This is a genomic window from Acidobacteriota bacterium (assembly GCA_022562055.1).
Classification (GTDB): domain Bacteria; phylum Actinomycetota; class Acidimicrobiia; order Spongiisociales; family UBA5794; genus BMS3BBIN02.
Map to the genome: position 1 here is coordinate 18745 of JADFQA010000036.1, position 13338 is coordinate 32082.

The 13338-nt window shown below is 59.0% G+C and carries 17 protein-coding genes; 13 read left to right on the forward strand and 4 right to left on the reverse strand.

Annotation, left to right across the window (positions count from 1 at the left end; translation table 11 throughout):
- Position 1: 1 nt before the first annotated feature.
- The 6 genes from IIC71_12185 (at position 2) to IIC71_12210 (ending at position 4764) form a co-directional block, all read left to right on the forward strand.
- Complete coding sequence (locus IIC71_12185) at positions 2-295, forward strand: DUF503 domain-containing protein (GenBank protein ID MCH7669940.1); 294 nt, start codon at positions 2-4, stop codon at positions 293-295.
- The gene (gene rbfA, locus IIC71_12190) at positions 292-663 is read left to right on the forward strand and encodes a 30S ribosome-binding factor RbfA (protein ID MCH7669941.1); all 372 of its coding nucleotides are present in this window, start codon (positions 292-294) and stop codon (positions 661-663) included. Before IIC71_12185 ends, rbfA begins: the two co-directional genes overlap by 4 nt.
- Positions 660-1628, forward strand: coding sequence for a DHH family phosphoesterase (locus tag IIC71_12195; GenBank protein ID MCH7669942.1), 969 nt, complete (start codon positions 660-662; stop codon positions 1626-1628). Before rbfA ends, IIC71_12195 begins: the two co-directional genes overlap by 4 nt.
- Positions 1629-1645: 17 nt before the next feature.
- Positions 1646-2518 carry a tRNA pseudouridine(55) synthase TruB gene (gene truB / locus IIC71_12200; protein ID MCH7669943.1) on the forward strand — a complete coding sequence of 291 codons (873 nt, stop codon included), beginning with the start codon at positions 1646-1648 and terminating at the stop codon, positions 2516-2518.
- Positions 2515-3435, forward strand: a complete 921-nt coding sequence (locus IIC71_12205) for a bifunctional riboflavin kinase/FAD synthetase (protein ID MCH7669944.1) — start codon at positions 2515-2517, stop codon at positions 3433-3435. The genes truB and IIC71_12205 overlap by 4 nt, the downstream gene beginning before the upstream one ends.
- A gap of 93 nt (positions 3436-3528) precedes the next feature.
- Positions 3529-4764 (forward strand): hypothetical protein, encoded by a 1236-nt coding sequence (locus IIC71_12210; protein MCH7669945.1) that lies wholly within the window; start codon positions 3529-3531, stop codon positions 4762-4764.
- A gap of 17 nt (positions 4765-4781) precedes the next feature.
- Here IIC71_12210 and IIC71_12215 read toward each other — a convergent pair whose 3' ends face one another.
- A complete protein-coding gene (locus IIC71_12215) occupies positions 4782-5105 on the reverse strand; it encodes a rhodanese-like domain-containing protein (GenBank protein MCH7669946.1) in 324 nt (107 codons plus the stop codon).
- Between the two features lie 106 nt (positions 5106-5211).
- Between IIC71_12215 and IIC71_12220 the strand changes: the two genes are divergently transcribed.
- The 3 genes from IIC71_12220 (at position 5212) to IIC71_12230 (ending at position 8622) form a co-directional block, all read left to right on the forward strand.
- Positions 5212-5595 (forward strand): RidA family protein, encoded by a 384-nt coding sequence (locus IIC71_12220; GenBank protein ID MCH7669947.1) that lies wholly within the window; start codon positions 5212-5214, stop codon positions 5593-5595.
- A 110-nt stretch (positions 5596-5705) separates the two neighbouring features.
- Entirely contained in the window at positions 5706-5963 is a 258-nt protein-coding gene (gene rpsO / locus IIC71_12225) for a 30S ribosomal protein S15 (protein MCH7669948.1), read from the forward strand.
- Positions 5964-6123: 160 nt separating this feature from the next.
- Positions 6124-8622, forward strand: a complete 2499-nt coding sequence (locus tag IIC71_12230; protein MCH7669949.1) for a polyribonucleotide nucleotidyltransferase — start codon at positions 6124-6126, stop codon at positions 8620-8622.
- Between the two features lie 80 nt (positions 8623-8702).
- Here the strand turns inward: IIC71_12230 and IIC71_12235 are convergent, their stop codons facing one another.
- Both IIC71_12235 and IIC71_12240 read right to left on the reverse strand, forming a co-directional pair.
- Entirely contained in the window at positions 8703-9155 is a 453-nt protein-coding gene (locus IIC71_12235) for an SRPBCC domain-containing protein (protein ID MCH7669950.1), read from the reverse strand.
- Positions 9152-9448: a winged helix-turn-helix transcriptional regulator gene (locus tag IIC71_12240; GenBank protein ID MCH7669951.1), complete on the reverse strand. Its 297-nt coding sequence runs from the start codon at positions 9446-9448 to the stop codon at positions 9152-9154. Before IIC71_12240 ends, IIC71_12235 begins: the two co-directional genes overlap by 4 nt.
- An 80-nt stretch (positions 9449-9528) precedes the next feature.
- Here IIC71_12240 and IIC71_12245 point away from each other — a divergent pair, with 80 nt between their 5' ends.
- A complete protein-coding gene (locus tag IIC71_12245; GenBank protein MCH7669952.1) occupies positions 9529-9969 on the forward strand; it encodes an SRPBCC domain-containing protein in 441 nt (146 codons plus the stop codon).
- Positions 9932-10249 (forward strand): DUF899 family protein, encoded by a 318-nt coding sequence (locus IIC71_12250; protein ID MCH7669953.1) that lies wholly within the window; start codon positions 9932-9934, stop codon positions 10247-10249. The genes IIC71_12245 and IIC71_12250 overlap by 38 nt, the downstream gene beginning before the upstream one ends.
- A gap of 31 nt (positions 10250-10280) precedes the next feature.
- Here IIC71_12250 and IIC71_12255 read toward each other — a convergent pair whose 3' ends face one another.
- The gene (locus IIC71_12255; GenBank protein ID MCH7669954.1) at positions 10281-10847 is read right to left on the reverse strand and encodes a hypothetical protein; all 567 of its coding nucleotides are present in this window, start codon (positions 10845-10847) and stop codon (positions 10281-10283) included.
- 194 nt (positions 10848-11041) lie between these two features.
- Between IIC71_12255 and IIC71_12260 the strand changes: the two genes are divergently transcribed.
- Together IIC71_12260 and IIC71_12265 are read left to right on the forward strand one after the other, a co-directional pair.
- Positions 11042-11755 carry a hypothetical protein gene (locus tag IIC71_12260; protein ID MCH7669955.1) on the forward strand — a complete coding sequence of 238 codons (714 nt, stop codon included), beginning with the start codon at positions 11042-11044 and terminating at the stop codon, positions 11753-11755.
- The gene (locus IIC71_12265) at positions 11688-13175 is read left to right on the forward strand and encodes a DNA polymerase Y family protein (protein ID MCH7669956.1); all 1488 of its coding nucleotides are present in this window, start codon (positions 11688-11690) and stop codon (positions 13173-13175) included. Before IIC71_12260 ends, IIC71_12265 begins: the two co-directional genes overlap by 68 nt.
- The last annotated feature ends 163 nt before the right edge of the window (positions 13176-13338 follow it).

Consider the following 13338-nt stretch of genomic DNA (forward strand, 5'->3'; position numbering starts at 1 on the left):
CTTGTTGGTCGCCGGGGTGCGTGCAGAATTGCGAATCACGGGTGCCCGGTCGCTGAAGGAGAAACGACACGTGGTCAAGTCACTGGTTTCTGCGCTTGCGTCGGGGGACGGTGTGGCCGTGGCGGAAATTGACCACCAGGATTTGTGGCAGCGCTGTACGTTGGGAATTGCCGTAGTCGCCTCGAGCCCCAGCCGCCTTGAGCAGTTGATCAGCGGTGCACAACGTGTGTTGCACAACCGCGAGGGCTCCGAGTTGCTTGCGGTAGACATTCATTATCTTGAGGATGAACGGTGAGCAAGACTAGATCCCCGCGGATGCGCAAGGTCGATGCGTTGATCCAAGAGATCGTCGCCGAGGCAGTGTCAGAGTTGACCGACCCCGACCTCGGATTCGTGACAATCACCGGCGTCGACTGCTCGCCGGACTTGCGGCGCGCAACGGTGTTCTTTTCGTCGCTAGGCTCGCCAGAAGCGTCGAAAGCGTCAGAGGTTGCCCTCGGTCGTGCGACGAGACATGTGCAGCAGGTCATGGCCAAAGAGCTCCGAACCAAGTACACACCCGTTATCGAGTTTCAAGTCGATACGTCGGTCGAGCAGGCGGTGCGGATAACGCGATTGCTGGGGACGCTAACCGATCAGAGTGAACAGGAGTCGGGCACATGAGCGCAAGCATCGAGGATTCCATCGCCACGGCAGCCGAGCTGCTGAGTGCCGCGACCTCAATCGCCTTTCTTGGCCATGTGGGGCCCGACGGCGATGCTCTCGGCACCATCATGGGCCTCGCGGGTGCAGCTCGCGCTGCAGGAAAGGACGCCGTCGCGTCGTTTCCGGTTCCATTTGTCTTACCCCGGACTCTTTCGTTTCTGGACGAAGAGTTCCTCGTTGCCCCCGATTCACTACCTCCGACTATCGACCTTGTGGTGAGCTGCGACGTCGCGGCGCCTGAACGGCTGGCGAACCTGTTGCCGTATGCGCGTAAGGCCCCCAACCTGATCGTCCTCGATCATCATAAGTCAAATACTGGTTTCGGCGACGTCGACGTCATTGATCCACATGCTGCGAGCACCGCTCAGATCGCCTTCCGTATGATCGAGAAACTTGAGTGGGAGCTCGATCAGCGGTCCGCTACTGCCTTGTACACGGGGATACTCACAGACACGGGACGTTTCCAGTATTCGATGACGACCCCCGATGTCCATCGCATCGCGGCCTCGCTGCTCGAACACGGTGTCGAACCCGACGCGGTCGGGCAAGCCGTGTATGAACAAACCTCGTTCGGCTACCTCGGCGTGGCGGGCGCCGTCATGTCGCGCGCGGTGTTTGACGAGGAGAACAGATTCGTGTGGTCAGTGCTGTACCGAGCAGACCTTGAGGCTGCCAGCATCGAGCGCCAAGACGCGGAAGGTCTTATCGACCTGATCAGAACGACCGTCGGCGCGGATGTTGCTTGTCTTCTCAAGGAGGTAGGTGAGAACGAAACCAAGGGGAGCCTGCGGTCCCGCGGCGCCACCGACGTCGCCACGCTGGCGGAGCTGTTTGGCGGGGGTGGGCATCACAACGCCGCCGGATTCCTTGCCCGCATGACTCCTGCCGAAGTGATCGCCGAGATCACAAGACATCTGGAGTAGTTGTGCAGGGATTCTTGTTGGTTGACAAGCCAAGCGGATGGACCTCGCACGACGTTGTCGCCAAGTGTCGCGGTCTCCTCAGCACGAAGAAGATAGGCCATGCCGGCACGCTGGATCCTATGGCAACCGGTCTCCTTGTTCTCGGTGTCGGTGCCTGCACCAAGCTCCTGCGGTTCGTGCAGGAAGCGCCGAAGACCTACGAGGCGACTGCAGTGTTCGGCGTTGCTACCGACACGCTCGACGCCGACGGAACAGTCGTCGAGAGATCGCCCTTTACCGGGACTACCGAGCAAATACGCAAGGCTGCCGAGAGTTTCGTCGGAGCTATTGAACAAGTTCCCCCGATGACTTCTGCAATCAAGATCGACGGTCGAAAGCTATATGAACTTGCTCGCGAGGGCAAGGAGATCGATCGTCCAGCGAGGTCGGTTGTGATCCACAGCTTCACCGTCGACGACGTCCATCGTGGCGAGCAAACGACTGAAGTGTCTTTTAGCGTCTGTTGCTCGAAAGGCACCTACGTTCGTACTCTTGCGGACGATCTCGCGCACGCCGTCGGTTCGATTGCCCATCTGTCGGCGCTACGTCGAACGGCAAACGGGTCCCTTTCGGTAGACACCGCGCACACGATCGAGGCACTCGAGGCAGCGGCCGAGGCAGGACAAATCGGTGAGCTCCTGCTGGACGCCATCGACGGTCTTCCCGATCTTGAGCGCGTAACGCTTTCAGATGTGGACGGCCGACGCGTGCGTAACGGCGTGTGGATAGAGCGAGACGGGTCCGACGTCGACGACCGGAATTATGTTTCAATGGTGCACAACGGCCTACTTGTTGCGGTATATGAGATAGATGGCGCGGTTATGAAACCAGCCGCGGTGTTACCAACGTGAGGCTGGAAGGCGGTTGGCGAGAGTGGGTCGTTACCGGACGGACGGCGCTGACGATCGGCGTGTACGACGGTGTCCATCGTGCCCACCAGGCAATCCTCGAACGCACGGCGTCTTACGGCCTAAGGACGGCGGTGTTGACCTTTGCGGTCCACCCCGCATCGGTTCTCTCTCCGGGCCACGTACCAACGCCGCTGATGAGTCTCGACGATCGGGTACGTTTCCTTGAAATCCACGGCGCCGACATCGTCGCCCCGATGCCGTTCGACTCACAGGCCGCAACAATGCCTCCCGAGGCGTTTGTCGAGGATGTAGTTGTCGGTGTTTTCAACCCTGGGGCGGTAGTTGTCGGGTCAGACTTTCGGTTCGGTTCGCACGCTTCAGGGTCAGTCGAAACGCTTCGCGAATTTGGTGAAATCCATGGGTTCGAGACTGCGGTGGTCGACGATATCGTCGATGACGGTGTGCCGATCAGGTCGTCGGTCATTCGTCAGCGAATTCGGTCTGGCGACGTTGTCGGCGCAGCACATCTTCTCGGCCGGCCGCATATGTTGTCAGGGACCGTTGTCCCCGGAGACGGGCGCGGTAAGCAGATTGGGTTTCCTACCGCCAACCTGGCGGATGTCGACATGTTGATCCCGGCTCGTGGTGTGTACGCGGTGACCGCCTCCGTTGACGGGTCGCACTACCACGGCGTCGCCAACATCGGCGTCCGTCCTACCTTCGGCGGCCACCAGGAGACTCTCGAGGTGCATTTGTTCGATACTGACAGCGACCTGTATGGCGCAACGATGCGGGTGTGGTTCCGCGAGTATTTACGCGGCGAGGAGAAGTTCTCAGGCGTCGAGGCGTTAGTTACCCAGATCAGGGTCGATTGTGATGCCGCTCGGGCTGCTCTCAGCCACGGTGCCGATCAGTAGACGCGCTCCGAACGGTCATCAACGCGTGTCTTGCAATGTGTTCTGATTCTCGGCATTGTGGTGATGCCGCACTCCCCACTATCGGAGTGTGTGATGTTGAGACGGTTGATTGTGGTCGCGGCTGTTTCGCTGCTGGTCGGTCCCGTGTTTGCCACCCAAGCGGTGGGCCAAGTCAACGATGTGGATACAGAGCTTGTGCCAGGCGCTGGCCTGCGTTTGTCTAGGCAGCCCACTATTCGTCTGGTCGTCCCAGCAGCGACATCCGCCATTGTGACAACACCGGTGGATTTGGAAGGTAGCGGGCCGCCACGATCGAGCTGGTGGTTCGCCCTCCTGGGAATCTTGTGGCGACCTACTGTTCCTGCTGCACGGCTCAAACGTCGCTACCGGGGGTCTACCTTGAGGCAGATGGGACACAAGCTTTCCCGTGCCACCAATGGCTTGGGCAGCAGTTCAGTGGTCTCGGTCGAAGAGGTTGTGGATGCGGACAAGATCTTGCGCCGGTACGACAGCCGCACTCCGCTGCCTTCCGAGACACTGATCGTCACCGTCGGCGGGTTCGGATCGGTGCCGGGTGAGACATTCACGAGAATGCTCGCTTCAATGGGCGTGTCCAACGATTATGTAGCGAGTTTCGACTGGAACTGGATTAGCCGCTTTTCTTCATCCGAAGAAGCCTCGCGTGAGGCAAGCATTGATCAGGGGATCATCGTTATGACGAGGTGGCTTGAAACGTTGCCCGCAGACGCAAACATCCACTTCATTGGGCACTCGAAGGGAGCGGTCCTTATCGCTGAATTCTTGGCGCTTCAAGACCTGACCGGAAGTTTTGACCCCCGCGTTCGCACGGCAATGCTGCTTGACCCGCCTCTCGCCGGCTCTGTCCTTGGTGCCGCACAGTCTCTTGGTTATGCAGTTGGGGGTCGGCTGCCGAACGACGGTGGATACGACCGGGAGTGGTCTGGTGGTGTTGACAAGTTGAACGGGTTGGGAAGGGCTGGCGATGTCGTGGTTCGCATAATCCGAAACCCCGATGCCATTGTTACCAACCTGAGTCCTACTCCCGGGGTGGTGATGTACGATCTTGAGGACGACGGCGCAGGCACTCCGCTCGACGCCGCAAACGAGGCCAGTGTGCCGTGGTTGTCACGGGCGTTGCCCGTAGTCGACGTTGTCATTCGGTTGGCGGCAGCGGGGCGGCGAGTCGCTGACGCCCACTCTGACATCGTGAACGATCCCAACGTTGCGATCGTCGCGAGGCGTGAGATCGTTGAACCCGGGTCGTCGACTTGGACAGCGGGACCGGTCTATGCAATTCCCGGAAGCTGACGTACGCAGAGTGCGGGTTACGTCGTGGATTCGGTGTCGATCGGGAGGTTGCTTTCTTCCCAGTCAGCAATACCGCCGTCGAGGTTTGCAACGTCGCTGAGGTCTGTGTGTTTCAACAACGCAGCAACCACTTGCGCCGAGCGGCCACCCGAATGGCAATGCACCACGATCGTGCGGTCGCCCGGCAGGGTGTCGTACCAGTCTTGGAATGTGGACATTGGTTTATGGACCGATCCGGGAATGCGTGCCTCGTCCCACTCGTCTTGCTCTCTCACGTCGAGCAACAACGCCCCAGACTCGGTCATGAGAGTGTGCGCTTCGTGGGGTGTGACTTGTCGCATTCCTGTCATGGCCGAAGAGAATACTCGTTCGATAGATGAATGGCGGTGTCGCGGCGATCTGGAGTCTGGTTGCGGAGTGGCGCGATGGCAACGGTAGGGTGGTTGCATGAAAACACGAGTGCAGTCAGGTTCACCGTACGAAAGCACCTATGGGTTCTGTCGGGCCGTGCGTACCGGTAACCGGATCGACGTGGCCGGTACGGCGCCGATTCCACCGAAGCGGGAACGGGTTGCTGAGGACGCACATGCACAAATGTTGCGGTGCGGTGAGATCATTGCCGCTGCCATCGAGGAACTCGGCGGTTCGATGCGTGATGTTGTCCGCACCCGGATGTTCATTACCGACGCCGCGGACGCCGATGAGGTTGGCCGCGCCCATGGTGAGTTGTTTAGTGATTCGCCGCCGGTGGCGACGATGGTGGTCGTGCACGCCCTCCTTGACCCCGCCTGGAAGGTCGAAGTCGAGGCCGAAGCGATCATCGAACCCTAGCTCTGCAGACTTGCAACCTTCGGACTTTGCGCAAGTGCGATTCCTGGTACACTTTCCGACTGCCGGACAGTCGTCCGCGCAATTTCGATTCCCGCAAAGGAAAACCCTGCGTGAAAGACACGAAGACGATCGTTGAAGAGTACGGTACGCATGACACCGATACTGGTTCGCCAGAGGTGCAAGTTGCTTTGTTGACCGAGCGTATCGCACATCTCACCGATCACCTTAGGGTCCACAAGAAGGACCAACACAGTCGTCGTGGCCTTATCATGATGGTTGGCAAGCGGCGTCGTCTGCTCGCCTATCTGCGTGGGCAAGATGTCGAGCGATACCGCTCGGTTATTGCCAAGCTTGGTTTGCGGCGATAGATCACATTCCTGAGGGCGGCTTGTGTCGCCCTTGCGAGCAGTGACAAGAGAAGCGGAGAAGTTCAGTTGACAGTGGTCGGTGGTTGGACAATGTTCCATACGTCGTTCAAACACGGTTCACTGCCAATTGACTCTCCTCAATAAATAGAAGGAGAGACGCGTGACAGAGTTCAGCGTCAGTAAGCAGATCCGTGGTGTGGAAATCACCATGTCTGCGGGCAAGCTAGCCCAACTCGCCGATGGGGCCGTCGTGGTCACCATAGGCGGAACCCAAGTCCTCACGACAGCCACCGCAAAGCGCACGATGCGCGACGGTGCAGATTTCTTCCCACTGACAGTTGACGTGGAAGAACGTATGTATGCCGTCGGTCGGATCCCCGGGTCGTTCTTCCGCCGTGAAGGCCGAGCCACCGAGAAAGCGACGCTCACCTGCCGCCTTCTCGACCGTCCACTGCGGCCATCGTTCATTGACGGTTTTCGTTGTGAGACGCACATCGTCACCACGGTGATGTCTGCGGATCTTGAAAACCCCTACGACATCCCCGCCCTCAACGGTGCATCCGCGGCGCTGCTGACCAGCCCGATTCCGTTCCTCGGACCTATCGGTGGCGTGCGGCTTGCCTTGCATGACGGTGAATGGGTTGCGTTCCCCACGTATCAGGAACTTGAAGAATCGGTCTTCGATCTCGTAGTTGCCGGCAAGCGCAACTCCTCTGGCGAAGTCGACATTGCAATGGTTGAGGCCGGTGCGACCGAGCACGGGTACCGGCACTACAAAGCTGGTCAAGCTCCATCAAACGAAGAGACGATCACCGCGGGCCTCGAAGTCGCCAAACAAATCATCGGTGAACTCATAGACATGCAGCTTGAGCTGAAGGCTCAGATGCCGTCACAGCCCGAGATTGAATGGCCTGTCGTGGTTGAGTACACGCCTGAAATGTTCGACAAGGTCGAAGCTGTGGCGAAGTCAAAGCTTGAGGCGATGGGTGTCGTTGCTGACAAGCATGAACGCTCGGCGCAAGAGTCCGCGATTCGCGACGAGGTGCTCGAAGGTCTCGGCGTTGAAGAGAATGACCTGCGTGAGGCGAAGAACGCCTTTGCGACGGTGCAGAAGAACGTCATGCGTTCTCGTGTTGTTGCAGAAAGCATTCGCATGGACGGTCGCGGTCTCACCGACGTCCGCAAGATCACCGTCGAGGTCGATCTGCTGGATCAGGCTCATGGCTCGGCGCTGTTCACTCGTGGCGAGACTCAGGTGTTGAACACCACGACTCTTGGCATGCTCAAGATGGAGCAGATGCTCGACACGATCGACGTGAACGAAACCAAGCGTTACATGCACCACTACAACTTCCCGCCTTTCTCGACTGGTGAAACTGGCTTCATGCGAGGTCCGAAACGTCGTGAGATTGGTCACGGAGCACTCGCCGAAAAGGCGCTGCTCCCGGTCATCCCCGATGTCGAGGAGTTCCCATACGCATACCGTTTGGTATCAGAGGTTCTGATGTCCAACGGGTCGAGTTCTATGGCGTCCGTGTGCGGATCGTCGCTGTCGTTGATGGCGGCAGGCGTCCCGATCCATGCACCGGTTGCCGGTATTGCAATGGGTCTTATTGAGCAAGACGGCCAGTTCGTCACGCTCACCGACATTCTCGGATCCGAAGACCACCTTGGTGACATGGACTTCAAGGTCGCTGGCACCGAAGACATGATTACTGCGCTGCAGCTCGACACCAAGATCGAGTCGTTGCCGTCGGACGTGCTTGCGAAAGCAATGCTCCAGGCTCGCGATGCTCGTTTGTTCATCCTTGGCAAAATGGCAGAGGTCCTCGACGGTCCCCGGCCTGAACTTGCTGAAAACGCTCCGAAGATCGAAGCGATTCAGATCCCCAAGGATCGTATTGGCGAGGTCATCGGCCCGAAGGGCAAGAACATTCGCCAGCTCGAAGAGGACACAGGTGCGACTATCGAGATCGAGGACGACGGCACGATCCGTGTCGGCGCTTCGAGCACAGCATCGATGGAGATGGCCAAGGAGCGTATCCTGGCAATCGGGTTCCCACCCGAGCCAGAGCTTGACAAGGACTACGACGGCGAAGTCGTCAACGTCACCAAGTTCGGTGCATTCATCAACATCATGCCTGGTCGCGACGGGTTGCTGCATATCTCGAAGATGGGCGGTGGACGGCGTATTGCCCAGGTCGAGGATGTACTTGCGCTTGGCGATGAAATCAAGGTTGTCATTCGCGAGGTCGATGATCGCGGCAAGATCAGCCTCGAACTAGCCGACGGTGTCGAGCTTGAGATGAAGTCGGGTGCTTCAGCGCCTGCGGACCGTGGTGATCGCGACCGTGGCGGCCGTGACCGTGACGATCGTGGTGGACGCAGTGATCGCGACCGTGGTGGCCGTGACCGTGACGATCGCGGCGGACGCAACCGTAGCGACCGCGACCGTGGCGGCCGTGGTGATCGCGACCGTGGTGATCGCGACCGTGGCGGCCGTGGTGATCGCGACCGCGGAGGACGAGACGGTGGAGATCGTTACAGGGGGGGTCGTGATAACGACCGCGATGGGGGCAACGGAGGTCAGGACAGTGGTAACTCCGGCGGCAGACGTCGCACCGTGTCATTCGAAGACGACTTCGACAGCGGAAACTAACTTCTAGTCGGTTAGACGGACAAGGGCCTCGGCACACGCCGGGGTCCTTGTTGCTTCGGTTGTGCTTTCGAATTGAGAACCTACGGACCGGTGTCTGGACCTGGATCTCCGCCGCTCGCAACGGTGTCGAGGCGGCCCAGGTAGTAGATCCATCCTTTGTGATGGTCGTCGATCGTTTCATCGATGAGGTCGCGGTGTTCGAGTGTCACCAGTGTGCCTCCGTCGCGATCCTCCAGATTGATCGTTACTACCGACGATCCAGGAGGTACTCCAGGGTTGTCGATCCATCCCCAGGTGAACACGACCCGGGTGTCTTCTATCAATTCGACGAACTGCCCACGGGCAGTGAGACCATTGGGCATTTCCATACGGAATATTCCACCCGGTTCGGCTTCGATCTGCGCGGTTTTCCCTTGCCAGAGTGCCCATGCTGACGATTCTGTGAGGTGGGCGAACACTTTGGCGGGGGAGGCCTTAATGAACCGACTGACGACAATCGGTGCAAGATCGTGTTCTGGTGTTGTGTCGGTCATGTGTCGTCTCTCTCCACTGCTTGCGCAAGATTGTCGAGGCCGGTCGTCCACATCGCTTCGAGCACTTCACGAAACGGCCTGATGCCGTCTTTGTCCACCCTGTACATGCGCTTGTTGCCGGCTTTGCGCATAGTGACGAGACCAGCGTCACGCAGTGTTTTCAAATGCTGCGACACCGCCCCAAACGTGACATCAAAGTTGTCGGCAATATCGCCCGCCGAAAGTTCGTCGTCCCAGACCAATGCAAGGATGGCCCGGCGATGTGGTTCGGTGATAACTTCGAGGACGTCCATCCCTCTATTTTAGTCGAACTTGAAATAGATTGTCGAGCGTTCTATATTAGTACTGACTAAAATAGAACGAAGGAGATCGCATGGGCAGCTACACAATTTCAGCCCTTATCAACATCGAATCTGAACCGGCGTCCGTGATGAAGAGACTTGCCAGTACGCGAGGGATCTCCTCGTGGTGGAGCACTACGGTCAACGGCTCGGCTGACGGCGTCGGTGATGAGTTTACGGTGGGCTTTCCCGGTTCGCCGGTCGATTTCGATTTTTCGGTCGTTGCGCTCGACGAGAACTCAGTTTCCTGGCTTTCGGGATCGCATCCTCCACCTTGGTCCGGCACCACAATCGGATTCTCGGTATCGGCAGACGACAACGGTGGCACCAATCTGATGTTCACGCACAGCGGGTTCGATCCCGAGTCGGAGACCATTGCGGTCGTGACCCCGGCATGGATGGCGATTTTGGGAAGGCTGAAGGCGAACGTGGAGGCTGGCACCGGCGAAGCCTTCTTTCAACTGTCGAACTAACGACGCAAGAAGTAAGTGGTCGCTGCAACGGTGCGGCGACCACTCGTCAGTCGAAGGTGCTGCGGTCCCTGAGGATCTTCCCGGTATCAGCGTGTTTGCAAAGGCAGAGGGAGGCGAGATCTATCACACATACTCGACGTATTCGCGCGGCCTCGATCCGTTCAATGCTACGTACCAATTCCTCGACATCGTGCCACGAGGCCGAGATGAAGCCGGTCTCGCAAGCGCCATGGACTGGCTGCGTAGGCGTGACGAGTACGCGTATAGAGCGCTTTCGTAGCGCGTCGGTTGGGGTCCCGTCGGCCGGCGTGTCAGGAGTCGCTGGCGACAATCAGTGTTACCGCGACCTGCCCATCGGTTTCGATGACACCGGCGCTCGCGAAGGTGCCATCCTTGAGGGTGGTGATACCGTTGAACCACTTGAGTCCGTCCGTAGTTCCGTTTGACATGCTCGATTCGTCTGATGCTGTGTTCAGATACTCCGTGTACATCGTGACGAGCTGGTCGAACATTTCACCAGGGTAGATGATGGTATAAAAATCGCCATCGGGTGTGGTGGCAGAGATGCTCATGGTGCCGCCGGGTGCAACGGGGAGTGGGAAGTCGGCGGGGATGTCTCCGCCACTGCTAAAGGTCGTTTCCCCATCATCGGCAGTGCCTTCAACGCTGACGCTTCCGTCACTGTCGGTCTTAATAACCGTCTGTCCGTCCTCGGACTTGATTGTGATGGTTTCGCCGTTGCTGGATATATCAATGTTGGCGGCGTCGGTCTGCGAGTTGACAATGACCTCGGCGAGGTCGTTGCTACTACCGCCGCAAGCCGCTGCGATCAAAGCGAACGTCGCCACGCCGATTCCGAATCGAAGTGACCGTTTCATTTTCCCGTCCCATCCTTGTACTTCAGAGTTTAGCGGCGTCGTCCGTGGGTGTGCCAGGAGTTTTCTTGTTCGTTTCGTTAGGTTCGGCAATATGCTCTGAAATCGCTTGACATCGAACGTATGTTCGATACAGTGAGTCTCCGAGGGCGTCATGCTAGAGGCCGTTGGGAATCGTTGCGGATGGAGCGTGTCGTATGTCGGTAGGGGTAGAGCAAGTGCAGCGGGGTGTCACAGTGGGCGTACCCACAAGCGGTGGGGATACCGACATGCGATATGGTGAGGTCGCTCGCCCTGATCAGCACAAGGCGGGTCAAGGTGAGCCGCTTGTGCTGATGCCAGGGCGTGTTGTTGGTTTGGTTGGCCCGCCAGGGTTCGGACTTACCCGTCTCGGGTTGTCCATGGTTGGTGAATACGCCGCTGCGGGTCCGGTGGTGTGTGTCGATGTGCGAGGGTGGCTTTCGCCGACCGCTGCTTGGGAGGCCGGGGTGCCTGCTGAGCGTCTTGTGTTGGTCCGTGTCAAGGACCCCGTACAGTGGGCCAAAGCAGTATCTGTTGTTCTTGAGGGTGTCGGGTCGGTGTATGCCGAGGTTCCTCGCGATGTACACGATGCCCACCTTCGCAAACTTGCGGCGCTGGCCCGCCGATCTAAGACCCCACTGATATTGCGCCCCGTGCGCGGCCGGCTCCCGGCAGGAATCGCCCATCTCACCGTGACCCCCGAAACATTGCAGTGGGAGGGTGTCGAACAAGGGTACGGTCGGCTCACCTATCGCCGGTTGACGCTGTCAGCGTCGGGGAAGGTGATGCGTGGCATGACCACCATGATCGAGGTAGAGGACAATGGAGCGAACGCTCTGCGTATGGTTCCCGGACTGGCCGTTGCGGCAGCCCGGTACGCCAGCGGATAAACCGGTTCAAGCGGTCGACGCCAATAACCGGGTCATTGCTGTTAATAACGAGGCGGCTGATGAGGGTGTCACGGTCGGGATGCGCCGCCGTGAGGCCGAGGCGGTGTGTCCCCTCATCGAAACGATTGTCGCTGACCGCGGTCATGATGCAGCTCGGTTCGAACCAGTGGTGAAAGCGATTGAATCAGTCATACCGCGTGTCGAGATCGTTCACCCGGGTCTTGTACTCGTTCCTATCACCGGAGCAGTGCGATATTTCGGAGGGGAAGAGGCTGTTGTTGAGATGGTGAACAAGGAGCTCACCCTGGTAGCCCTCCCCGGTCACCGGCTCGGTCTTGCCGCAGGGCCATTTGCTGCCCAGCGCGCCGCGGAGATGACCACGGCGGAAGAGCCGTACCTCCTCGTTGCCGACGACGCTGCCTTTCTCCGTGAGATGGATGTCTCGGCTGTAGGTAGCGAAGAGCTGGTTGCAACGTTTCGATGGCTTGGAATTGGGACTCTTGGCGAACTCGCCGAACTCCCACGCGCCGTTGTTGCTTCGCGTTTTGGCACCATCGGTTTACAAGCACATCGTTATGCCCATGGCGAGGACCGCACCCTCTTAGGCCGAGACATTCCGCCAGAACTCACCGTTGAGGAGCGCTGTTCGCCACCGCTCATCAACCTTGAACAGGTCGCGTTCCTTGCGCGGGCACTGGCGAATCGTCTGATGAGCAATCCAGCCATGGAAGGTGTCACGCCGTTTTGTGTGGTTGTTGAGGCCGAAGCCGCTGACGGTGTAATACGGACGAGGACATGGCGAAGCCGGGACCCGCTTGATGAGGCGACTCTTGCAGACCGCATCCGTTGGCAGCTTCAGGCATGGTTGGAAGGGGAACGTCGCAGCGGGGGAGAAGGGATTGATGGCGGGTTGGTACGACTCTCGATCACACCGGTAGATCTCTCGGGTGACGGTCGCCAGCTAGCCCTCCACGAGGACGCCGAATCGGCCGCCGCGGCGCAACGGGCATTGATGCAGACCCAGGCAATCGTTGGTGACGACCAGGTGTTGCAGGCCGTACCTCAGGGAGGCCGAGATCCGGTAGAGCGAGTCGTCTGGTACCGCTGGGGTGATGAACCACCAGAGGGGGAGCGCGACGTTGATGCACCGTGGCCTGGCGCAATCCCTTCACCGACACCGAGCCTTGTTCCCCCCGAACCGTATCCGCTCGAAGTTGAGTGGGATGTTGGCCAACCGGTACGGGTACGTCTCGGGACACGATGGGTCGAAGTCGTGTCATGGGCGGGTCCATGGCGCAAAATGGGTCGATGGTGGTTGCGCGAGGAACCCTGTGACCGGTATCAGATAGTGACGTCTGCGGGAGCCTTCTTGTGTGAGGTCCGTGATGGCATGACATGGATGACCGGGGTGTATGACTAAGAGCGCGCGCAAATAGGTGAAATCCACCAGTCGTCGTTGGTTCCCGGGGATGATCCCGGGTGTAACACACAACGACGATCTGGTGGAGGTACTCATCATGCTCGCTTTGAGTCCGAAAGTGGTGGATGTCATCTGGGCGGCGGTCGCCCCGCTCATCCCGAAA

What these genes read in the sequence shown, in the direction of transcription:
- IIC71_12245 (MCH7669952.1), top strand. Translation starts at nt 9,529, where the DNA reads ATGGGCAGCTACACAATTTCAGCCCTTATCAACATCGAATCTGAACCG.
- IIC71_12265 (MCH7669956.1), top strand. Translation starts at nt 11,688, where the DNA reads ATGGAGCGAACGCTCTGCGTATGGTTCCCGGACTGGCCGTTGCGGCAG.
- IIC71_12210 (MCH7669945.1), top strand. Translation starts at nt 3,529, where the DNA reads ATGTTGAGACGGTTGATTGTGGTCGCGGCTGTTTCGCTGCTGGTCGGT.
- IIC71_12215 (MCH7669946.1), bottom strand. Translation starts at nt 5,105, where the DNA reads ATGCGACAAGTCACACCCCACGAAGCGCACACTCTCATGACCGAGTCT.
- IIC71_12260 (MCH7669955.1), top strand. Translation starts at nt 11,042, where the DNA reads ATGTCGGTAGGGGTAGAGCAAGTGCAGCGGGGTGTCACAGTGGGCGTA.
- IIC71_12240 (MCH7669951.1), bottom strand. Translation starts at nt 9,448, where the DNA reads ATGGACGTCCTCGAAGTTATCACCGAACCACATCGCCGGGCCATCCTT.
- IIC71_12220 (MCH7669947.1), top strand. Translation starts at nt 5,212, where the DNA reads ATGAAAACACGAGTGCAGTCAGGTTCACCGTACGAAAGCACCTATGGG.
- IIC71_12255 (MCH7669954.1), bottom strand. Translation starts at nt 10,847, where the DNA reads ATGAAACGGTCACTTCGATTCGGAATCGGCGTGGCGACGTTCGCTTTG.
- IIC71_12235 (MCH7669950.1), bottom strand. Translation starts at nt 9,155, where the DNA reads ATGACCGACACAACACCAGAACACGATCTTGCACCGATTGTCGTCAGT.
- IIC71_12195 (MCH7669942.1), top strand. Translation starts at nt 660, where the DNA reads ATGAGCGCAAGCATCGAGGATTCCATCGCCACGGCAGCCGAGCTGCTG.